Here is a 22,373-nt window from a genome sequence, read left to right as displayed (position 1 = left end):
TGTCATTTAACTGAATGAGATAGTTAAAAAAACTGCATTTTCTGCACCCGTTCTTTCAGGGTAAGCGTGCGCTGCGCATCGAGCTGTTGCAGCGCCTGCGCGGCTTCACTCCGCTGCTGCGTCAGCAACGCTTTGCGCCCGTGAAGCGAAAGGCGCAGGCACACGGTCTGCTCGCTCTCACCGTCTGAAAGCTGCCCGCGCAGCGCCACCAACGGTAACGCACTGTGTTGCAGCAGGCGGGATAACGCGCCGATGGCCGCAGAGAGTGGACGATGAGCAAAAGCAAACCCGGCCAGCTCCTGCCAGTCCTCTTCATTAAGGGTAGACGCCTGCACGGCGGGTAAGGACAACTTTTCCTCACGCCAGGGCGCAAGCCAGGGAAGATCGCGCGCCAGGCGCTGCTGTTCACGTTCCGCCAGCGCCTGGCCTGACGTCGTCAGGGGCAATATGGCCATCGCCGTATAACAGCCGCTACTGGCTTCCCGGTGGCTACCCAGACGCACCAGCACAAACCCGCAACGCTGCCAGAAACGCCACAGCGCAGGCGTGAAGCCAAAACTGACCGACAGATAATCGCAGCCGTCGGCCTGCGTCTGCGCACGGGCAATCAGCGCCCGGCCAATGCCTTCACGCTGGCAACCGGGATGCACGGCGATACGGCTGACGCGCAGCCCACGCAGCGTGGCGGCAAGCGGATTTCCGCCATGCGCCGCCAGCGATTGCGCCACCAGGTTGCCGCGTGGGCGACGAAAACCAGCCCACACCGCCTGGCTCAGCGCCGGGCTTAATCCGCCCTCCTCCACCAGCCAGAGTGCAGCAACCACGCTCTGCGCCTTTTGCGCCAGCCAGAAATGCTGCCCTGGCGCATCCATCATGCGTCGCAGATCGAGCGGCGAAGTGCGGTAGTGGGCGCTCGCCAGCAAACGGTATAACGCCGCAGGCCGCGAGGGCATTCGCTGCCAGGCATCTTGCGCCAGCGGCAGGATTGTCGCCTCGCCAGCAGGCGCCTCGCCAATCTGCGCATCATCAAACAGCAGCAGGTTTTCAATCACCTGCTCCAGCGGACAACCTGATGCCCAGCGCAGCGGCGTATTCAGTGCCTCAAATTGCAGATGGGGAAACCCGGCGCAGAATTTCAGCAGAAACCCCTGCCCGGTGCCTTCATAACCCTGAACCGTGGTGGTGAGCAGAACATGCCGAAAGGCCGAGACAAGCGTATGCAGCAAAGGGCCGGGGATGGCAGCCGCTTCATCCACCACCAGCCAGCCAGGCTGGCTGCCGCTGTGCGCAATCCGCTGCGCCAGCACATCCGGCGCCATAAAGGAAAAATGTTCTCCGGCGTAAGCCGCCAGCACATCCGTGGCAGCACGCGCAGGTGCGGTTACCGTGGCGGGAACCGACAATCGCGCAATATGCATACCCGCCAGAGCCGATTTCCCTCTTCCGCGCGGCGCAGTAACGACCATTACGCCGGGCGGCATCGTCTGTAATCGTGCAAGGATCCGCGCCTGCTCCTGCGCTGGCGCCCCGGTTGCGGGATGCCAGTCGGCACGCGGAATTTCAGCGGGGAAAGTGAGTGGTTGACCTTCACGCCAGATCAGCGCCTGGCTGTCAGTCAGTACGGTTCGACAAAAATGCCCGACAAAAACCGGCACCGGAATGGGCTCAATGGTATCGCTCCAGCGTGCGCTGTCAGCATCCGGCTGTTGCGGCCATACGCTGAAGGGCGGCGTAAGCAACACCAGCCAGCTACCGGCGGTTAATGTCCCGGCGAGCGCAGCAAACGCGGCGACATCAAAACCCGTGCGGGCGTCAAACACCGCATGTTGAAACTCGCGCCCCAGCAGCGTCGTCAGTGCCCGCGGCGCGCAGTGCAGCGGCCAGGATGCGGTTTCGCCCACCCACAGCCAGTCTCCGGGAAGATTTTCGCGCAACGTGCAGGCCTGCGCCTCACACCAGCCGGGCGAGCCGCTGACCACCAGCAAGCGGCGGATGCCCTGCCGTGCCATCTGTGCGCTCAGTTCAGAAAACGGTGACATAGCAGAAGGTCAGAGACGCCCGCTAAAGGTGTCGCACTGCGCCGGATCGCCGTTGTCCATACCGCGTTTAAACCAGCTGTAACGCTGCGCGGAAGTACCATGGGTGAAGGTCTCCGGGAATACTGCGCCCTGGCTGCGCTGCTGCAACCGATCGTCGCCTATCGCCTGCGCGGCATTCAGCGCCTCTTCCAGATCGCCCGCTTCCAGCACGCCTTGCTGCTGCATGCTGTGGCCCCAGACGCCCGCATAGCAATCGGCCTGAAGCTCCATGCGTACTGAGAGTTCATTGGCCTCTTTTTGCGTCGCATTCTGTTGCAGGCGACGAACTTTGGCTTCTGTTCCCAGCACCTTCTGTACGTGATGCCCCACTTCATGGGCAATAACGTAGCCCTGGGCAAAATCGCCGCCCGCGCCAAGTTTATTTTTCATCTCGTCATAAAAGGAGAGATCAATGTAGACCTTGCTGTCCGCCGGGCAGTAGAACGGCCCCATGATCGATTGCCCTGTGCCGCAGCCTGTGTTGGTATGGTTGCGATACATAACCAGCTTAGGTTGTGGATAGGTTCGCCCCATCTTTTGGAAAATTTCGCCCCAGGTATCTTCCGTCGAAGCGAAAATCACGCTGGTGAAGCGGGCAGATTCATCTTCCTGCGGGCTGATACTCCGTTGCTGCTGCGGAGCGGTATTGATCGGCTGCCCGGTGAGCAAATCTGTCAGATCAACGCCGTAATAGCTGGCCACCATCACCACAAACAGCAGGATCAACCCGCCTTTACCGCCTGGCAGGCGAAACCCCGGACCGCGCATTGACGGCCCGCCCGACTCATTGCGCCGGTCTTCTACGTTGCTACTTTCTCGACGCCCTTGCCAGCGCATAACTTACTCCCTATCCCAATGATGGACACTGTATATATGATCGTAGGCGCTCAGGGAAGGATTAGCACGGGAAAAAAGATGCGAAATCCAGAGGATGCAAGCATCCTCTGGCGGTAATGCGGGGTGGGTTTAGTCTAATTTCACGCCCAGACGATGGGCAACGGCTTCATAAGCCTCGATCAGGCCGCCGAGGCTCTGGCGGAAACGATCTTTGTCCATTTTATCCAGTGTTTCTTTATCCCACAGGCGGCTACCATCCGGTGAAAACTCATCGCCAAGTACCACTTCACCTTTGAACAGGCCGAACTCCAGTTTGAAGTCGACAAGGATCAGGCCAGCATCATCGAACAGTTTTTTCAGCACGTCGTTAGCTTTGTAGGTCAGCTCTTTCATACGCGCGAGGTTTTCTTTGTTTACCCAACCGAAGGTTTCGCAGTAGGATTCGTTGACCATCGGATCGTGCATTGCGTCGTTTTTCAGGAACATATCGAACAGCGGCGGGTTCAGCTCGATGCCTTCTTCAATGCCCAGACGCTTAACCAGCGAGCCAGCCGCGCGGTTACGGATCACACACTCAACCGGCACCATATCCAGCTTTTTCACCAGGCATTCGGTATCGGAGAGCAGTGCTTCCATCTGGGTCGGGATGCCCGCTTCCTGCAGTTTGCTCATAATGAAATGGTTGAACTTGTTGTTCACCATGCCTTTACGATCGAACTGCTCAATGCGCGCGCCATCCCCTGCTGACGTATCGTTACGGAATTCGAGCACCAACAGATCCGGGTTTTCGGTACTGTATACGGTCTTCGCTTTGCCGCGATACAACTCAGCTTGCTTTTGCATCTTTCTTACTCCAGGTGTGATGATTTAGAGACGATTTCGCTATTTTACGCCGACGCACACGTTTGCGTCACCAAAATTAAAAAAGGCCGGAGTTTTCCGGCCTTAGGGATTAATGGTTGAACGCTGACTGGAATGCCGCGACCAACGCATCGTTTTGCGACTGCGTCAGAGTATGACCTTTCGGATCGATAAACTGGAGGCTGCTGCGGTTATCCAGATCGCCGACCTGCAGCTTGTAGTCACCGGCGGAGAGGCCCGGATCGCGCGCGCCCAGATCCCGCCAACCGCTGTCAGACAGTAGCTTGTAGGTAACGGAAATGCTGCCGGTAGAACGGGTGCTGTCGGTCACTTTCATGCCCACTTTTTCCAGCACACCCGGCAGGCGCTGCCATACGATATTGAACGGACCACGCACCACCAGCATTGGCAGACCGGTATCATCCGCGCTGCTCTGGACATCCAGCGAGGTTACGCTGCGTTTTTCAGCGGCGTTCTGCGCGTCGGTCGCGGATTTATCCAGACCGCCGGAGATAACGTTCAGCATTTCGGTGCTGTAGCGCTGCAACGATGCCGCGTCAGCCACCGGTTTGCCCGCCTGCTCCAGGTTCAGCAACTTAACCACCACTGACTGCTGATAGCCCTGCGGTTTCACCGAGATTTGATAACGGCCGCGATACTGCTGATCTTCATCGAGACGGTTCCAGTCAACCCAGCCGGTGGTCAGGCTCTGCGAGGCATCGTCACGTTTGTCGATGCTGTAGTTTTGCGCCTGAATGATGCTGACGACCTGCGGCCACAGCGTGCTGTTGCGGCCGTTTTCTACCATCAGCGTTGCGGTATCGCCCGTAAACTGGGTACGTGCGCCACTCACCAGCGCCAGCGGCTGTGCTGGCGGGCGGATATCCAGCGCTTTGCCGACTGCGCCGCTGCCGTTCGTGACAGGGATGTTGTAATCACCGTTTTGCAGCGGAAGGATCATTCCTGCCGGCGCATGAAGTTCAGCAAGCGGTGTGGCATCCAGATAGGATTCGTCACCGCTAACCTGACGCTTGTAACGTGAATCGGAACTACAGGCGGCGAGCAACATCACAAGTGAAACACCCGCTACCTTCGCCAGGCGCGACTTCTGTACTGAGTAAGCCATCAAATCTCCCTAAACTTTACAGCAGACCGGCATGCTTAAGCGCTGCACGGACAACCTCACGACCACTATTGGTGATCGGCGTCATCGGCAAACGTAGCGTATCGGTTGCTACAAGCCCCAACTCCTTACATGCCCATTTGACCGGGATCGGATTGGGTTCGACAAATAGTTTGTTGTGTAACGGCATCAGACGCTGGTTAATCACGCGCGCTTCGGCGAAATGCCCCTGGGTAGCCAGTTTGCACATTTCTGCCATATCTCGCGCCGCGACGTTAGCGGTCACGGAAATAACGCCGTCGCCGCCGAGCTGCATAAAGTCCAGCGCGCTGGCATCATCACCGCTCACCAGAATAAAGTCATCTGAAACCAGCTCTTTGATCTGATGAACACGCGTTAAGTTCCCGGTTGCTTCTTTAATACCGACAATATTTTTAATTTCCGCCAGGCGACCCACGGTTTCCGGCAGCATATCGCAGCCGGTACGCGACGGCACATTATACAGAATTTGCGGCAGGTCAGTATGTTCGGCGATGGCTTTAAAATGCTGGAACAGACCTTCCTGAGTAGGACGGTTGTAGTACGGCGTGACGGTCAGACAGCCGACAATACCGCTGTTATTAAAGCGTTTCGTCAGGCTGATGGCTTCTGCGGTGGCGTTTGCGCCCGTCCCGGCAATAACAGGGATGCGCCCTTCGGCCAGTTCCACGGTCATCATCACCACATCGGCATGTTCTTCGTGGCTTAGCGTGGCGGATTCACCGGTAGTCCCTACCGATACGATCGCCGAGGTTCCGTTGGCGACATGATAATCAATCAGTTTCTTCAGGCTTGAGCGGCAGACTTTACCTTGCGAATCCATCGGCGTGACAAGCGCGACAATACTTCCCGTGAACATGGGCCATCCTCTGTGCTAACAAGATTCTCAATGGTACGTGCGGTGCTGTAAGAAAAGCAAGAGACCTGAGGCTCAGTGGCGGTTGTATGCCGGTTTTTTTTATGCTTTCCTTATGATTACCTCACGTTTGACAGGAAGCACAGGTTTGACAACCTCATCACAACATTTTTTGGTTATCACTGCGCTGGGGGCCGACCGGCCTGGCATTGTGAACACGATCACACGCCACGTCAGTAGCTGCGGTTGTAATATTGAAGACAGTCGACTGGCGATGCTGGGGGAAGAGTTCACTTTTATTATGCTGCTTTCCGGGTCGTGGAATGCCATTACGTTAATTGAATCCACCTTGCCGCTGAAAGGCGCAGAGCTGGATTTGCTGATCGTCATGAAGCGCACCGACGCCCGTCCACGCCCTGATATGCCCGCCACCGTTTGGGTGCAGGTTGAGGTTCCTGATTCACCGCATTTGATTGAGCGCTTTACGGCGCTGTTTGACGCACACAAGATGAATATTGCCGAGCTGGTTTCGCGCACGCAGCCTGGAAATAAAGATGAAGTCCCGCAGTTATTTATCCAGATCACCGCTCACAGCCCGGCCTCACAAGACGCATCAAATATTGAGCAGGCGTTCAAAGCCCTATGTACAGAACTGCACGCGCAAGGCAGTATAAACATCGTTAACTATTCTCAGCATGATGAACAGGATGGAGTTAAGTAATGAATCCACTGAAAGCCGGTGATATTGCACCGAAATTTAGCTTGCCCGATCAAGACGGAGAACAAGTAAATTTGACCGACTTCCAGGGACAGCGTGTTCTGGTCTACTTCTACCCGAAGGCGATGACACCAGGCTGTACTGTCCAGGCCTGCGGCCTGCGCGATAACATGGACGAGTTGAAGAAAGCGGGCGTAGAAGTGCTGGGTATCAGCACGGATAAGCCTGAAAAACTGTCCCGTTTTGCCGAAAAAGAGCTGCTCAATTTTACGCTGCTGTCTGATGAAGACCATCAGGTATGCGAGCAGTTTGGCGTCTGGGGTGAAAAATCCTTTATGGGTAAAACCTACGACGGCATCCACCGTATCAGCTTCCTCGTGGATGCAGACGGCAAAATTGAACATGTGTTTGATGATTTCAAAACCAGCAACCACCACGACATCGTGCTGAACTGGCTGAAAGAAAACGCCTGATTGCGCCTCCTTTTCCGAGGGCGAATCTCCCAGATTCGCCCTTCTCGCTTCTCTCTTCGCGCCTTATTTGAAGTCGATCACATTTCTTTCCCGCGTCTCGACACTAGTGCCGACAGGTTATTTTTCGCTCAGTGCTGACCATCACTTTTGTCCATCCCTGTCCGTTCAAGAACACACAACTCACTGAAATACAAAGATTTAACATTCTGGCATACCTTGTGCTAAGGCAGGTTCAACGAATTTTGCCTTCATTAACAAGGAGCCGTCATGAACCGCTTTGTGATTGCCGATCCCGAGTGGTGTATAGGATGCAACACCTGCCTTGCCGCGTGTTCGGATGCGCATAAACTTCAGGGATTACAACAGCATCCGAGGCTCACGCTGGTGCGAACGCAGACGAAAACCGCACCCGTGCTCTGCCGCCACTGCGACGACGCGCCCTGTAAACAGGTGTGCCCGGTCAACGCCATCTCCTTCAAGGATGAGGCGGTTTATCTCAATGAAACCCTGTGTATCGGCTGCAAGCTGTGCGGTCTGGTCTGCCCATTCGGCGCGATCACGCCATCCGGCAGCCGTCCACTGAATATTCCCGCGCGTTACGAACATCATCTGCCGGAAGAGCAACTGCGCGATGTACCCGCCAGCCCGAACACCGACCACCCTTTTTTGCGCTGGAATGCAGGTGTGCAAACCATCGCAGTGAAATGCGATCTCTGCCACTTCCTGCCGGAAGGGCCATCCTGCGTACGGGCCTGCCCGACCAACGCCCTGCATCTGGTGACGGATTCCGCCATGCATAAACAGTTAAAAACCCGCAGAGAGCTGGCCGCCCTGAGTTCTACAGAGATCACTTTCGCGGCCGTTTCCCCTTCATCGGAGCAACGCTAATGGATGCCCTGCAATTATTGATGTGGTCAATCGTGCTGTACGTTGCCGGTGGCGTGGCCTCGCTGTTGCTCTCCCGTCAGCAAATTCTGGCCATCAACGTCGCCGGCATCTCGGCAATGCTCGGCGGATTATTAGGTATTGCCAGCGCACTGGTCGCACTTGGCGGCGGCGAAACGCTCGTCTGGCAGGCCGCCGGGCCGTTTGATTTCGCCCACTTTATGGTGCGGCTGGATAGCCTGAGCGCCTTTATGCTGCTGGTGATTTCCCTGCTGGTCACGCTATGTGGGCTTTATTCGCTGGCCTATGTCCGCGAGTACCTCGGCAAAGGGCCGGGTGCGATGGGGTTCTTTATGAATCTGTTTATCGCCTCGATGGTCGGGCTGGTGGTGATGGATAACGCCTTCTGGTTCATTGTGCTGTTCGAAATGATGTCGCTGGCCTCGTGGTTTTTGGTTATCACCGACCAGGATGACGAATCGATCCGCGCCGGGATGCTCTACTTCTTTATTGCCCACGCCGGTTCTGTGCTGATCATGATCGCCTTCTTCCTGATGTGGCGGCAAAGCGGCAGCCTGGATTTCGCCAGCTTCCGTACCCTGTTGCTGTCACCGGGCACCGCTTCGGCGGTGTTCCTGCTCGCCTTCTTCGGCTTTGGCGCCAAAGCCGGGATGTTGCCGCTGCACAGTTGGTTGCCGCGCGCCCACCCGGCAGCCCCGTCCCACGCCTCGGCGCTGATGTCCGGCGTGATGGTGAAAATCGGGATCTTCGGCATCATCAAAGTCGGCATCGACCTGCTTGGTCATAGCGGCATTCCGCTGTGGTGGGGCGTGGTGGTGCTGGCTTTTGGCGCAGTTTCTTCAGTGCTCGGCGTACTGTATGCGCTGGCCGAGCACGACATCAAACGCCTGCTGGCGTGGCACACGGTGGAAAACATCGGCATCATTTTGATGGGCGTCGGCGTCGGCATGGCGGGGATTGCGCTGCACCAGCCGGTGATTGCCGCTGTCGGCCTGCTGGGCGCGCTGTTCCACCTGCTCAATCATGCGTTGTTTAAAGGGCTGCTGTTTCTCGGCGCCGGGGCGATTATCTACCGTCTGCACAGCCGCGATATGGAAAAAATGGGCGCGCTGGCGAAGCGGATGCCATGGACAGCGGGTGCATTTCTTGTGGGCTGTCTCGCCATTTCCGCAATGCCGCCGCTCAACGGTTTTATCAGCGAGTGGTACACCTACCAGTCGCTCTTCTCCCTGACGCGCATCGACGCCATCATTCCACGCCTCGCCGGTCCCGTCGCGATAGTGATGCTGGCGATCACCGGGGCGCTGGCCGCGATGTGCTTCGTCAAAGTCTACGGTATTAGTTTCTGCGGTAACCCGCGCAGTGAAAAAGCCGATCAGGCACGGGAAGTGCCATGGCCAATGATTGCCGCCATGCTGGCACTGGCGCTGCTCTGTATTGTGTGCGGCGTCGGTGCCAGCGTCGTCGCGCCGCACCTGTTGCAGGTTGCGCTTTCACTTACCGCCAGCACGTCTCTTGCCGTCACTCAGGGCGCAACGCTGGTTCCCGGCGACGCGCAACAGGCCATGCTGACGCCCTCCACCCTGTTCCTGCTGCTGATTGCTCTGCCGCTGCTGCCCGGCGTGTTCTGGTACATCAACCGCCAGACGCGCGGCAACTGGCGACGCAGCGGCGATGCCTGGGCCTGCGGTTACGCATGGGAGAAAGGCATGGCACCTTCAGCGGGCAGCTTTACCCAGCCGCTACGGGTGATGTTCGGCCCGCTGTATCGCCTGCGTAAACAGCTCGATCCCACCACGCCTCTGCAACAAAGCCTGGGAGGCATTACGCAGATAGCCAGCCGTACCGAACCCTTCTGGGACGACAAAATTATCCGTCCGCTGGTCAGCACGACTCAGCGTATTGCCCGTCAGGTGCAGTACCTGCAAAGCGGGGATTTCCGTCTCTATTGCCTGTATGTGATTGCCGCGCTGGTGATCCTGCTGCTGACGATTGCGCTGTGAGGAGGGAATGACGATGTTAGAACAGACTTCTGCGTGGTCACTGGGGTTGTTTGCGCTGTGCCAGGCTGCCCTGTTGCTGGCGCTGACGCCGCTATTTACCGGTATTTCGCGCCAGATCCGCGCCCGCATGCACTCAAGGCGAGGGCCTGGGATCTGGCAGGATTACCGCGACCTGCAAAAACTTTTGAAACGCCAGGCGGTGGCGCCCGCCTCTTCCGGGCTGATGTTCCGCGTGATGCCGTGGGTGCTGCTCAGCAGCATGTTGCTGGTAGCGATGACATTACCGCTGTTTATCCGCACCTCGCCCTTCGCTGGCGCAGGCGATCTGATCACCCTGATTTATCTCTTTGCGCTGTTCCGCTTTTTCTTTGCCCTTTCCGGCCTTGATACCGGCAGCCCCTTCTCCGGCCTCGGTGCCAGCCGCGAACTGACGCTGGGCATTCTGGTGGAGCCGATGTTGATCCTTTCGCTGTTGGTGCTGGCGCTGCTGGCCGGTTCCACCAATATCAGCGCCATCAGCAACACGCTGGCGTCAGGCTGGATCTCACCGGTCGCCACTCTGCTAGCGCTACTCGCCTGCGGGTTCGCCTGCTTTATTGAGATGGGCAAAATCCCCTTCGACGTCGCAGAAGCCGAGCAGGAGTTGCAGGAAGGGCCGCTGACCGAATACTCCGGCGCGGGTCTGGCGCTGGTGAAATGGGGCATCGGGCTGAAGCAGGTAGTAATGGCCGCGCTGTTTCTGGCGCTGTTTTTCCCCTTCGGCAATGCCGCCAGCCTGAGCATCGGCGCGATGGCGCTGTCGCTGATTATCACGCTTATCAAATTGCTGGTGGTGTTCGTTCTGGCGTCGCTGGTGGAGAACTCGCTGGCGCGCGGACGCTTTTTGCTGACGCATCACCTTACCTGGCTCGGCTTCAGTCTGGCTGCGCTGTCGTATGTTCTCTGGTTAACCGGTCTGTAAGGAGCACAGGAAAACGATGGAAACTCTTGCTTTGACGACGCTGCTGCTGCCCTTTATCGGCGCGCTGATCGTCTCACTGTCTCCCCGGCGAACCGCCCCGCAGCTTGCCACGCTGTTTGCCCTGCTGGCGACGGCGGCGACGCTGTCGCTGGCGCTCAGTTTCTACAGTGCCGGACGCGAAGCGGTGGATATTCCGCTGCTGGCGGCAGGACAGATAGCGCTGTTTGGCCTCACGGTCGATCGCATCAGCACGCTGATCCTGTTTGTGGTGGTGTTTCTCGGCCTACTGGTGGCGCTCTATTCGACCGGCTATCTGACGCGCGGCAACCGCGAGCATCCGCACGATGGCAGCAATCGCTACTACGCGTTTTTGCTGATTTTTATCGGTGCGATGTCCGGGCTGGTGCTCTCTTCAACGCTGCTGGGTCAACTGCTGTTTTTCGAAATTACCGGCGGCTGCTCCTGGGCGCTGATCAGCTATTACCAGAGCGAAAAATCACAGCGCGCGGCCATGAAAGCGCTGCTGATTACCCATGTTGGTTCGCTGGGATTATATCTGGCCGCCGCCACGCTGTTCCTCAACACCGGCACCTTTGCCCTGAGCGCCATCAGCCAGTTGCAGGGCGCGCCAACCTTGCTGGTGTATGGCGGCATTCTGTTTGCCGCCTGGGGGAAATCAGCCCAGTTGCCGTTACAAGCCTGGCTGCCGGATGCGATGGAAGCACCAACCCCGGTGAGCGCTTACTTACACGCCGCGTCAATGGTGAAAGTCGGCGTCTATATTTTCGCCCGCGCCATCGCCGAAGGCGGCCAGATACCCCATGTCATCGGCTGGGTCGGTGTGGCGATGGCAACGATAACGATGGTCTACGGCTTTTTGATGTACCTGCCGCAAAAAGATATGAAGCGGCTGCTGGCATGGTCGACCATTTCGCAACTGGCATGGATCTTCCTCGCGCTGTCGCTCTCCACCTTCGGTTCGCCGCTGGCCTTCAAAGCGGGGATTGTTTACATCTTCAACCACGCTTTCGCCAAGAGCCTGTTCTTCCTCGTCGCCGGTGCGCTGAGCTACAGCTGCGGCACTCGCCTGTTGCCGCGCTTGCGTGGGGTGATGCGCACGCTGCCGCTGGCGGGTATCGGCTTTTGCGTTGCCGCACTCGCCATCACTGGTGTTCCGCCGTTTAACGGCTTCTTCAGCAAATTTCCCCTCTTTGCCGCCGGGTTCGCGCTGTCGAATAGCTACCCGATCCTGCTGCCGGTGATGGTGCTGGCGCTGGTGGAATCGGTCGCCAGCTTCGGCTGGTTTATCTACTGGTTTGGCCGCGTCGTACCGGGCGAAGCGAGTGAAGAGGTGGCGCAGGCCGCACCGTTGCCGTGGGCAATGAAACTGGTGCTGGTCATTCTGATTGTGATGTCGCTGTGCTCAAGCGTGATTGCTGCGGCGTGGCTTGGATAAGGGAGTCGATGATGACGGGAACTTTGCTTGTTAACAATCTGGCGGGGCTGATGATGTTCACCTCGCTGCTGGTCACCTGCGCCAGACGCTACTCCGTCTCCTGCTGGTTGTATGCCCTGCAATCACTGGTGCTGGTCTCCATCTTTTTCACGCTGTCGCAGTTGCTGGATGCGGAACAACTGCTGATGTGGTCGTTCAGCGCCTTCTTCACCAAGGTGCTGCTGGTGCCGCTGATTATGGGCTATGCGTTTCGCAAGATGGCGCCGGATGGCGCAGGGGAACGGCTGTTTGGCCCGGCAACGCTGGTGCTGATGGCCGCAGCCATTGTGCTGCTGTGCTGGTTTGTCGTCCATCCGGTGCAACTGCCGATGGTCGCCCAGCTTAAACCAGCGCTCTCTGTCGCCCTCGGTCACTTCCTGCTGGGTCTGCTGTGCATCATCAGCCAGCGCAATATTTTGCGCCAGGTATTCGGTTACTGCCTGATGGAAAACGGCTCGCATCTGGTGCTGGCGCTGCTCGCCTGGCGCGCGCCGGAACTGGTTGAGATCGGTATAGCGACGGATGCCATTTTCGCCGTGATTGTGATGGCGCTGCTGGCAAGGAAAATCTGGCGCACCCACGGCACGCTGGATGTTAACAACCTTACGGCGCTGAAGGGGTAATACCATGAGTCATGCATTGATGTTCACGCTGTTGCTATTGACGCCGCTGGTTGTCTCTGCGCTCTGTTTTGCCTGCCGGTTGAGCGGGAATGCGGCGCGGACGCTGGTCACGGTGGTGCACTCACTGGGCATTACGCTGTTACTGATTGTCGCATTGTGGACGGTGGCAGAAGCCGTGCAGGAAGGGGAAATTTTCGGCGCGCACCGCTGGCTGCACATTGATAGTTTGAGCGGTCTATTTTTGTCGCTGCTGGGGATTATCGGTTTTCTCACCGGGCTGTATTCGATTGGCTATATGCGTCATGAAGTCGATCACGGCGAAATCAGCGTATCCACGCTCTGTTACTACTACGGTTTCTTTCATCTGTTCCTGTTCACCATGTTACTGGTTGTGACCAGCAACAACCTGATTGTGATGTGGGCAGCAATTGAGGCCACCACCCTCAGCTCGGCGTTTCTGGTGGGTATTTACGGTCAACGCTCCTCGCTGGAAGCAGCGTGGAAATACATCATCATCTGTACCGTTGGCGTGGCATTTGGCCTGTTCGGCACCGTGCTGGTGTATGCCAATGCCGCCAGCTTTATGGCCGAGCCGGATCACGCCATTTTCTGGACGGAAGTGCTGAAAGAGAGCAGCAAACTCGACCCGACATTAATGGTGCTGGCTTTTGTCTTTGTGCTGATCGGTTTTGGGACCAAAACCGGCCTTTTCCCGATGCACGCCTGGCTGCCGGATGCGCACAGTGAAGCCCCCAGCCCGGTGAGCGCCCTGCTCTCGGCGGTGCTGCTCAACTGCGCGCTGCTGGTGCTGATTCGTTACTACATCATTATTTGTCACGCCATTGGCGACAGCTTCCCCAATACGCTACTGCTGGTGTTCGGCATGCTGTCGGTTGGCGTTGCCGCCTTCTTCATCCTGGTACAGCAAGATATGAAACGCCTGCTGGCCTACTCCAGCGTAGAAAATATGGGGCTGGTGGCGGTGGCGCTCGGTATCGGCGGACCGCTCGGCATCTTCGCCGCGCTGCTGCATACCCTCAATCACAGCCTCGCCAAAACGCTGCTGTTCTGCGGCTCCGGCAATGTGCTGCTGAAGTACGGCACCCGCAATCTGGATGTGGTATGCGGCATGTTGAAAGTGATGCCGCTGACCGCCGTGTTGCTTGGCGGCGGTGCGCTGGCGCTCGGCGGTATGCCGCCATTCAACATCTTCCTCAGTGAATTTATGACTGTCACCGCCGGGCTGGCGGCTGAGCACCTGGTGGTAACGCTGGTGCTGCTGTTGCTGCTGACGCTGGTACTTGGCGGGCTGGTGCGCATGGTCGCCAAAGTGCTGTTCGCCACGCCGCCGCAGCAGGTTGCCAGCGGTGAACGGGGCTGGCTGACCACCGTTCCGATGGTGCTGTTACTGGTGATGATGCTGGTGATGGGTACCCATATTCCGCAGCCGGTCAGCCGTTTGCTGGCCGGAGCCTCAAGCATCGTACTGTCCGGCGACGATGAGCGCCCCACCCGGCTGAGCTGGCTGTGGGTCACGTTTGATACTACCGCCACGTCGGCAACACCATCGCACGTCCAGGGAGAGTGAAAGTGAGTTATTTAGCAAGCGTGAACCACCAGCAGCCGCGCGGCAATGCCTGCCTTGCGGCGTTGAAAATGCAGTTTCCCGGCGCGGTGCTGGAAGAAGAACGCCAGACCTTCGAACAAGTCACCATTACGGTGAAGATCAACCTGTTACCGGAGATTGTTCACTATCTCTATTACCAGCATGACGGCTGGCTGCCGGTACTGTTTGGCAACGACGAACGCAGCCTTAACGGCCATTATGCAGTCTATTACGCACTGTCGATGGAAGGGGCGGAAAAGTGCTGGATCGTGGTGAAAGCGTTGGTTGATGCCAATACGCGGGAATTCCCGTCGGTGACGCCGCGCGTACCCGCTGCCGTGTGGGGCGAACGTGAGATCCGCGATATGTACGGGCTGATCCCGGTTGGCCTGCCGGATCAACGTCGGCTGGTCTTACCGGACGACTGGCCGGACGATCTGCATCCGCTGCGCAAAGACACCATGGATTATCGCCTGCGTCCGGAACCGACCAGCGACACGGAGAATTACACCTTTATCAATGATGGCGGCAATTCTGCGCGCATCGTGCCGATTGGCCCGCTGCATATCACCTCTGACGAACCTGGCCACTTCCGTCTGTTTGTCGATGGAGAGCGGATTGTCGATGCCGATTACCGTCTGTTCTATGTGCATCGCGGCATGGAGAAACTGGCGGAAACCCGCATGGGCTATAACGAAGTCACCTTCCTCTCGGATCGGGTTTGCGGCATTTGCGGTTTTGCCCATAGCGTTGCCTATACCACCTCGGTGGAAAACGCGCTGGGCATTGTGGTGCCACAGCGTGCGCACACTATCCGTTCGGTGCTGCTGGAAGTAGAGCGGCTGCACAGCCACCTGCTTAACATTGGCCTTTCCAGCCACTTTGTCGGTTTCGACACCGGGTTTATGCAGTTTTTCCGCATCCGCGAGAAGTCGATGACGATGGCGGAGCTGCTGACCGGCTCGCGCAAAACCTACGGTCTGAACCTGATTGGCGGTATTCGCCGCGACATTCTGAAAGAGCAACGCGTCAAGACCATCCAACTGGTGAAAGAGATGCGTGCCGAAGTGACGCAACTGGTGGATATGCTGCTCTCGACGCCGAACATGGCACAGCGCACCCAGGGCGTCGGCATTCTTGACCGCCAGGTCGCACGGGATTTCAGCCCGGTGGGGCCGCTGATTCGCGGCAGTGGTTTCGCCCGCGATCTGCGCTTCGATCACCCTTATGCCGACTACGGCAACCTGCCGAAAACCCTGTTCACCTGGCCGGATGGCGATGTCTTCTCGCGCCTCATGGTGCGGGTAAAAGAGGTGTTTGATTCGCTGGCGATGATTGAGTTTGGCCTCGATAACCTGCCGGACACGCCGCTGCTGACCGAAGGCTTCAGCTACCAGCCGCATAAATTCGCCCTCGGTTATGTTGAAGCGCCGCGCGGGGAAGATGTGCACTGGAGCATGCTCGGCGACAATCAGAAGCTCTACCGCTGGCGCTGCCGTGCGGCCACCTACGCCAACTGGCCTGTGCTGCGCTATATGCTGCGCGGCAACACCGTCTCCGACGCGCCGCTAATTATCGGCAGCCTCGATCCCTGCTACTCGTGCACGGACCGCGTCACGCTGGTTGACGTGCGTAAACGTAAATCGACGACCGTGCCCTATAAAGAGATCGAACGTTACGGCATTGAACGTCGCCACTCGCCGCTGAAGTAAGGAAAGAAACGATGCTGAAATTGTTGAAGACCATTCTCAGGGCGGGCGAACCCACGGTGAAATACCCGTTTGCGCCGCTGGAGGTGTGCCCCGGTTTTCGCGGTAAACCCGAACTGGATCCGTTGCAATGCATTGCCTGCGGCGCCTGCACTACCGCCTGCCCGGCGAATGCGCTGACCATGGAAACCACGCCAGAGGAAAACCGCCGCGTCTGGCAGTTGTTTATTGGCCGCTGCATTTACTGCGGCCGTTGCGAAGAGGTGTGCCCGACGCGGGCTATCCATTTGTCAGAAGAGTTTGAACTGGCGGTCACCCGCAAAGCCGATCTGTATGTGCGCGCGACATTTCGTTTGCAGCACTGCACCGAATGCGGCGTGCCTTTCGCGCCGGAAAAATCGGTCACACTGGCGGTTGAACTGCTGACCCTCAGCCAGAACAACCTGGAACTGGCCGATTCCCTGCGCGCGCAGGCGTGCATCTGCCCGGCCTGTCGGCGTCGTGCCGCGCTGGAACACCACAACAGCACCAACATTCATTACTATCTTGAGGAGCAAGCATGAGTTCCGACCTGAAGATACTGTCGCAGCATGTCAGCCAGCCGGTGCAGCTTGATGAGTCAGCGCAAAAAATCAAACAGCTTTTGCTGCGCGATATCCAGCGTTCCGCCTATGTTTACCGCGTGGATTGCGGTGGCTGCAACGGCTGTGAAATCGAGATTTTCGCTGCCATTACGCCGCTGTTCGACGCCGAGCGCTTTGGCATCAAAGTAGTGGCTTCGCCGCGTCACGCCGACATTTTGCTGTTTACCGGCGCGGTGACCCGCGCGATGCGCATGCCCGCTTTACGCGCCTGGGATGCCGCGCCCGATCATAAAATTGCTATCTCCTACGGCGCATGCGGCGTCGGCGGCGGAATTTTCCACGATCTTTACTGCGTGTGGGGCGGCAGCGACACCATCGTGCCGATTGATGTCTGGATCCCCGGCTGCCCGCCGACGCCGGCGGCCACCATTCATGGTTTCGCGGTAGCACTGGGCCTGCTGGAGCAGAAACTGCACGCGGTTGACCATATCCAGACACCAAACGAAACGGCCAGCGTCAACTGGCCTGCTCTGCCGCTGGCGCTGCGCGTGACCCTTGAGCGCCAGGCGCGGCAACTGGCGGGTTATCGCCAGGGGCGCGAAATCGTCGATCATCTTTTTGCGTTGCTGAGCGAAGGCGAGATCGGCCAGCGCGCATCACGGGTGAATGCCTGGCTGCAACAGGCGGCGGATCCCCGTCTGACGGCGATCGTGCAGCAATTAATGAGTGAGCTGGAGCGCCACCATGTCTGAGCAAACCGCGCAGGTGATGTTCTGGACGCTGCGGCAAAAGTTTGTCGATGACAGCGTTGAACTGGAGGAGAAAAGCCGTCAGGTGATGTACTACTCGCTGGCTATTGGTCATCACGTTGGGGTGATCGATTGCCTCAACGTCGCGCTGGCCTGCCCGCTGGATGCCTACCAACAGTGGCTGACGCTGATGGAGGACGCCGACGCGCGGCGTAAAATGCAGGGGCTGCTCACCTTCGGCGAAATCGTCATCGACGCCAGCCATGTCAATCTGCTGGCGCCCGATTTCGCCCGGCTGGCCAAAACGGCGGAGGAACCGTGGCGAGGCTGGAGCCGCCAGCTATTACAACACTTACAGGATATGGCCCACGAACCGGCGCTCTATCTGATGGTACGCCGGGTGGATTAATTTCATTCACCTTGTTTATACGTGAAGCCTGTAACATTACAAATTAGAGGGGTATTGTACCCTTGTGCTGGTTTTTACGTCCGAGGACATAACAACAGTGAAAACCGGTTAACTGGTGAGAAAACTGCGTTTATTTGCATGCTTTTTAGCAGGTCATTCAGGTTGCAGTCAGGGAAAACGCAGCGAATCTGGCATCAGCCGGGCAAGGAAAGGCAACGCACCTGCGGCTTAAATGACGCTCGCTAAATCTGGAAGGGCGACGTATCCATGATCTTACAGCAGTTGCTGGAACAGAATGATAAGGCTTCACTTCTTCAGGCGTTTATCCCCCTGCCGCCCCCCTTCAGCCCCGTGCAGTTTATTGAATTACGTCTCAATAACGCCCCTTTCTGGCGCTGTTTTGATGATGGCAGCGCGGCGTTTTGCACGGCCGAATACGGCGACACAATCAGCGACAGCTCGCTGCACGTGGTGCTGCTGGAAGGCAGCGATGTGGCAGAACTGCGCTTTGTGCGCACCGACGGCGGCACTTTCAGCCCGCAAGAGAATGCGCTGTTTGCCTGGCTGACGCGGCTGGCGACGCAGGCGCTGGAGGAGATGCTGGCGAGCGAAAAACTCCGCCAGTCAGTCACGGCGTTGCGCGAAGAGCGCGATCACCACCGGGTGCTGGTGGACATCACTAACTCGGTGCTGTCGCATCTCGATCTTGACGATCTGGTGGCGGATGTTTCGCAGGAGATCCACCGCTTTTTCGGCATCGATAATATTCGCATGGTGCTGCGCGATACGCTGCATTCACACCAGCTTAACTGCCATGTCACCCATTTTCCCAGTTGCCCGCCGGAAACAGAGCGATTCCCGCTACGCAGTGAAAGCCCGGTTTTGCTGGCCGCGCTGAACGAACATCGCGGCGCGCTGCTCCAGCAGGATCAGGATGCGGCGCTGTGGCACAGCGATGCGGTGCTCAGCCAGTTGGCGCTGCAGGGGCTGAACACGGTGTTTATTTTGCCGCTGGCCTACAGCCACCAGTCCACGGGCGTGCTGCTACTGGCGCACCATGAGGCATCCGTTTTCACTGAACAAAATTGTCGATTGCTACAGCAGATCGCCGACAGAATTGGTATCGCCGTCGATAATGCCGACGCGTACCGCAAAGTTATCCATCTGAAAGAGAATCTGAACAGCGAAAACCGCCAGCTCAACGAGCAGATCGCCTCCAGCCAGAGTTTCGGCGACATTATTTACCAGAGCGAGGCGATGCGCGACGTGCTCCAGCAGGTCAATATTGTCGCCCTGAGCGACAGCACGGTGCTGATCCTCGGCGAAACCGGCACCGGGAAAGAGATCATCGCCCGCGCGCTGCATCAGATGAGCCCGCGTAAAGATAAACCGCTGGTGAAAATCAACTGTGCCGCGATCCCCTCCAGCCTGCTGGAAAGCGAACTGTTTGGTCACGATAAAGGTGCCTTTACCGGCGCGATTAACACGCACCGCGGACGCTTTGAAATGGCCGATGAGGGTACGCTGTTCCTCGATGAGATCGGCGATATGCCGCTTGAACTGCAACCCAAGCTGCTGCGCGTATTGCAGGAGCGCGAGATCGAACGCATCGGCGGCAACCGGACCATCCCGGTGAATGTGCGGGTGATTGCCGCCACCAACCGCGATCTGCGCCAGATGGTGATCGACCGCGAGTTTCGCAACGATCTCTTTTATCGCCTGAATGTCTTCCCGCTAGTGCTGCCGCCGCTGCGCGAGCGCCCGGATGACATTCCGCTGCTGGCACGCTATTTCACGCAAAAACTGGCGCGTCGCCTGAACCGCACCATTGATACCATCCCGGCAGAGACTCTCCGCCAGTTGATGCGCTACGAATGGCCCGGCAACGTGCGTGAACTGGAGAACGTGATTGAACGTGCGGTATTGCTTTCACGCGATAACACACTGAATCTGCACCTCAATGCGCAGCCAGTCAGTATGGTGCAGCCGGTGGTTCACGATCCTTTTCCCTTCCCGCTGCCGAAAGTGGCGGAGATGATGCACCCCGAACCGCCGGAAAATGACGAAGAGGAACGGGCACGCATTATTCAGGTACTGCGCGAAACCAACGGCATTGTCGCTGGCCCTCGCGGTGCGGCTGCGCGGCTTGGTATGAAGCGCACCACGTTGTTATCACGCATGCAGCGCCTCGGTATTGCGGTACGCGAAGTGCTGTGATCATTTTTGTGAACGGGTTGACACTTTCCCGCTGATTCTCCTGCCCCGGCTGGTACGGGCTATGCATATGACGGCGAGTGGCCTGAAGCCACGCCTTCATTGACATTGCATCAGGAGAATCAAATGGATACCGGCAACGCGTTTGACCTGCGACTTCCTGCGGAAATGGCAAAAGTCGCCGAACAGTCAGGTTTGTATAAAGTCAGCAAGAAGAAAGAGTTGTCGTTCTTTCTCGCGGTAACGGCGGGCGTATTTATCTCGATTGCTTTTGTCTTTTATATCACCGTCACCAGCGGGCCTGCGCCTGCCACCGCGCTGGCAAAACTGGCGGGCGGCGTCTGTTTCTCGCTGGGGCTTATTCTGGTGGTGGTGTGCGGCGCGGATCTCTTTACCTCAACCGTACTGACGGTGATGGCGAAAGCCAGCGGCCTGATAAGCTGGCGGCAACTGATCGGCAACTGGGTCATTGTTTATCTCGGCAATCTGGTCGGTGCGCTGTTTTTTGTCGCGCTGATTTGGTTTGCCGGGCAGACGATGAGCAGCAACGGCCTGTGGGGGCTGAACGTGCTGCAAACCGCCGATCATAAAATGCATCACACCTTTATTGAGGCGGTGTGCCTCGGGACGCTGTGTAATCTGATGGTCTGCCTGGCGGTGTGGATCAGTTATTCCGGCCATACGCTGACGGACAAAATTATGGCGATGCTGCTGCCGATCGGCATGTTTGTCGCCAGCGGTTTTGAACACAGCATTGCCAATATGTTTCTGCTGCCGCTGGCGGTCATTATCCGCGATTTTGCCCCGGCAAGTTTCTGGGCGACGGTGCACAGTTCGCCGGATAACTTCCCGGCGTTAACCTTCGGCAGGGTAATTACGGATAACCTGATTCCGGTCACGATTGGCAATATCATTGGCGGCGGAGTGTTAGTCGGCGTGACGTACTGGATTATCTATCTGCGTAATGACCATGCCGGACATTAAGCCCGATGCCGGGCGGCAATGCGTGCGCCGCCCGGTGGCGCTACTCTTCGATGGCAGGCGAATCCGGCCAGGCGTGGATCACCGCCTGAATCAGCGTGGCGAGCGGAATGGCAAAGAAAACGCCCCAAAAACCCCAGAGCCCACCGAAAATGATCACCGACAGAATGATCACCAACGGATGCAGGTTTACCGCTTCGGAGAACAGCACCGGCACCAGCAAATTGCCATCCAGCGCCTGAATAATCAGATACACCGCAAAGCAGCTCCAGAACTCAGTGCCGAGGCCAAACTGGAACAGCGCCACGCCGACCACCGGAATGGTGACCACAAAAGCGCCGATGTAAGGGATCAACACCGAGAAACCGACCAGCACCGCCAGCAGCAGCGAATAGTTAAGGCCAAACAGAATGAAACCAATCCAGGTGGCGATGCCGACGACAATCATCTCCAGCACTTTGCCGCGAATATAGTTGGTGATCTGCTGGTTCATCTCTTTCCACACCTGTCCCGCCAGCCCGCGATTGCGCGGCAAGACGCGGCGCACGGCGTTAAGCATCTGCTCTTTGTCTTTGACAAGAAAAAAGACCATCAGCGGCACCAGCACCAGATAGACCGCCAGCGTCAACAGCCCGACCAGCGAAGCGAGGGAGTATTTCACCACCGAATCGCCCATTGTCAGCATGCGCGAGCGCATATTTTCCGCCATCGCATCAATGATGCCCGCATCCATTAGCGCCGGATAACGGCGCGGCAGCGTGGCGGCGAAATCAGAGAGTTTGCTCAACATGCCGGGCATGTCGCGGATCAGGTAAATCCCCTGCTGCCAGACTACCGGCATCACCACAAAGGCCATCACCAGCAGAATGCCGACAAACAGCACCAGCACAATCGACGCCGCCCAGTTGCGCGAACAGCCGATTCTTTCCAGACGAACGGTTGGCCACTCCAGCAGGTAAGCGATAACCAGCGCCACCAGCAGCGGCGCAAGCAGGCCGCTAAAGAAGAAGAGGATACAGAATCCGGCAAGCAGAATGACCAGCAGCGCAATCGCCTCCGGGTCGCTGAAGCGACGGCGATACCACTGCATCAACATTTCAAGCATAACGTTCCTTCATAAGCCTTGTGGGCTGAGGAGTAAGAAGTGG

20 protein-coding genes are annotated in these 22,373 nt (G+C 57.7%); 14 read left to right on the top strand and 6 right to left on the bottom strand.

Annotated elements, in window-relative coordinates:
- Positions 1 to 23 precede the first annotated feature (23 nt).
- From Y71_RS07305 to dapA, 5 genes are all read right to left on the bottom strand, one after another.
- Positions 24 to 2,039: a tRNA(Met) cytidine acetyltransferase TmcA gene (locus Y71_RS07305; protein WP_007370880.1), complete on the bottom strand. Its 2,016-nt coding sequence runs from the start codon at positions 2,037 to 2,039 to the stop codon at positions 24 to 26.
- A 9-nt stretch (positions 2,040 to 2,048) separates the two neighbouring features.
- On the bottom strand, positions 2,049 to 2,915 hold the full coding sequence (gene ypfJ / locus Y71_RS07300; RefSeq protein ID WP_071531983.1) for a KPN_02809 family neutral zinc metallopeptidase: 867 nt from the start codon (positions 2,913 to 2,915) through the stop codon (positions 2,049 to 2,051).
- 129 nt (positions 2,916 to 3,044) lie between these two features.
- Positions 3,045 to 3,758, bottom strand: a complete 714-nt coding sequence (gene purC / locus Y71_RS07295; protein ID WP_007370878.1) for a phosphoribosylaminoimidazolesuccinocarboxamide synthase — start codon at positions 3,756 to 3,758, stop codon at positions 3,045 to 3,047.
- A 109-nt stretch (positions 3,759 to 3,867) separates the two neighbouring features.
- Positions 3,868 to 4,902: an outer membrane protein assembly factor BamC gene (gene bamC, locus Y71_RS07290; RefSeq protein WP_007370877.1), complete on the bottom strand. Its 1,035-nt coding sequence runs from the start codon at positions 4,900 to 4,902 to the stop codon at positions 3,868 to 3,870.
- A gap of 16 nt (positions 4,903 to 4,918) precedes the next feature.
- The gene (gene dapA / locus Y71_RS07285; RefSeq protein ID WP_007370876.1) at positions 4,919 to 5,797 is read right to left on the bottom strand and encodes a 4-hydroxy-tetrahydrodipicolinate synthase; all 879 of its coding nucleotides are present in this window, start codon (positions 5,795 to 5,797) and stop codon (positions 4,919 to 4,921) included.
- Between the two features lie 145 nt (positions 5,798 to 5,942).
- Between dapA and Y71_RS07280 the strand changes: the two genes are divergently transcribed.
- From Y71_RS07280 to focA, 14 genes are all read left to right on the top strand, one after another.
- Positions 5,943 to 6,515, top strand: coding sequence for a glycine cleavage system transcriptional repressor (locus Y71_RS07280; protein WP_007370875.1), 573 nt, complete (start codon positions 5,943 to 5,945; stop codon positions 6,513 to 6,515).
- On the top strand, positions 6,515 to 6,985 hold the full coding sequence (gene bcp, locus Y71_RS07275) for a thioredoxin-dependent thiol peroxidase (protein WP_007370874.1): 471 nt from the start codon (positions 6,515 to 6,517) through the stop codon (positions 6,983 to 6,985). The genes Y71_RS07280 and bcp overlap by 1 nt, the downstream gene beginning before the upstream one ends.
- 267 nt (positions 6,986 to 7,252) lie before the next feature.
- A complete protein-coding gene (locus Y71_RS07270) occupies positions 7,253 to 7,873 on the top strand; it encodes a 4Fe-4S dicluster domain-containing protein (protein ID WP_007370873.1) in 621 nt (206 codons plus the stop codon).
- Positions 7,873 to 9,894, top strand: a complete 2,022-nt coding sequence (gene hyfB, locus Y71_RS07265; protein WP_007370872.1) for a hydrogenase 4 subunit B — start codon at positions 7,873 to 7,875, stop codon at positions 9,892 to 9,894. The genes Y71_RS07270 and hyfB overlap by 1 nt, the downstream gene beginning before the upstream one ends.
- Before the next feature lie 13 nt (positions 9,895 to 9,907).
- Complete coding sequence (locus Y71_RS07260; protein ID WP_090396346.1) at positions 9,908 to 10,855, top strand: respiratory chain complex I subunit 1 family protein; 948 nt, start codon at positions 9,908 to 9,910, stop codon at positions 10,853 to 10,855.
- A 16-nt stretch (positions 10,856 to 10,871) separates the two neighbouring features.
- The gene (locus Y71_RS07255) at positions 10,872 to 12,311 is read left to right on the top strand and encodes a hydrogenase 4 subunit D (protein WP_007370870.1); all 1,440 of its coding nucleotides are present in this window, start codon (positions 10,872 to 10,874) and stop codon (positions 12,309 to 12,311) included.
- An 11-nt stretch (positions 12,312 to 12,322) separates the two neighbouring features.
- The gene (gene hyfE / locus Y71_RS07250; RefSeq protein WP_007370869.1) at positions 12,323 to 12,973 is read left to right on the top strand and encodes a hydrogenase 4 membrane subunit; all 651 of its coding nucleotides are present in this window, start codon (positions 12,323 to 12,325) and stop codon (positions 12,971 to 12,973) included.
- Between the two features lie 4 nt (positions 12,974 to 12,977).
- Positions 12,978 to 14,561, top strand: coding sequence for a hydrogenase 4 subunit F (gene hyfF, locus Y71_RS07245; protein WP_035942133.1), 1,584 nt, complete (start codon positions 12,978 to 12,980; stop codon positions 14,559 to 14,561).
- A 68-nt stretch (positions 14,562 to 14,629) separates the two neighbouring features.
- Positions 14,630 to 16,291, top strand: a complete 1,662-nt coding sequence (locus Y71_RS07240; protein WP_090397560.1) for a hydrogenase large subunit — start codon at positions 14,630 to 14,632, stop codon at positions 16,289 to 16,291.
- Positions 16,292 to 16,302: 11 nt separating this feature from the next.
- On the top strand, positions 16,303 to 16,851 hold the full coding sequence (gene hyfH / locus Y71_RS07235) for a hydrogenase 4 subunit H (RefSeq protein WP_007370866.1): 549 nt from the start codon (positions 16,303 to 16,305) through the stop codon (positions 16,849 to 16,851).
- Positions 16,848 to 17,624, top strand: coding sequence for an NADH-quinone oxidoreductase subunit B family protein (locus Y71_RS07230; RefSeq protein WP_035888107.1), 777 nt, complete (start codon positions 16,848 to 16,850; stop codon positions 17,622 to 17,624). The genes hyfH and Y71_RS07230 overlap by 4 nt, the downstream gene beginning before the upstream one ends.
- A complete protein-coding gene (locus tag Y71_RS07225; RefSeq protein WP_007370864.1) occupies positions 17,617 to 18,030 on the top strand; it encodes a formate hydrogenlyase maturation HycH family protein in 414 nt (137 codons plus the stop codon). The genes Y71_RS07230 and Y71_RS07225 overlap by 8 nt, the downstream gene beginning before the upstream one ends.
- 267 nt (positions 18,031 to 18,297) lie before the next feature.
- Positions 18,298 to 20,247, top strand: a complete 1,950-nt coding sequence (locus tag Y71_RS07220) for a sigma 54-interacting transcriptional regulator (protein WP_007370863.1) — start codon at positions 18,298 to 18,300, stop codon at positions 20,245 to 20,247.
- A gap of 123 nt (positions 20,248 to 20,370) precedes the next feature.
- The gene (gene focA / locus Y71_RS07215; RefSeq protein ID WP_007370862.1) at positions 20,371 to 21,228 is read left to right on the top strand and encodes a formate transporter FocA; all 858 of its coding nucleotides are present in this window, start codon (positions 20,371 to 20,373) and stop codon (positions 21,226 to 21,228) included.
- A 40-nt stretch (positions 21,229 to 21,268) separates the two neighbouring features.
- On the opposite strand, the gene Y71_RS07210 is transcribed toward focA, so the two are convergent.
- On the bottom strand, positions 21,269 to 22,330 hold the full coding sequence (locus Y71_RS07210) for an AI-2E family transporter (RefSeq protein ID WP_081120716.1): 1,062 nt from the start codon (positions 22,328 to 22,330) through the stop codon (positions 21,269 to 21,271).
- Between the last annotated feature and the right edge of the window lie 43 nt (positions 22,331 to 22,373).

It is taken from the genome of Kosakonia radicincitans DSM 16656, from assembly GCF_000280495.2.
Lineage (GTDB): Bacteria > Pseudomonadota > Gammaproteobacteria > Enterobacterales > Enterobacteriaceae > Kosakonia > Kosakonia radicincitans.
Note: the sequence above shows the minus strand (reverse complement) of the source record. Positions and strands in the feature narration are given on the sequence as shown.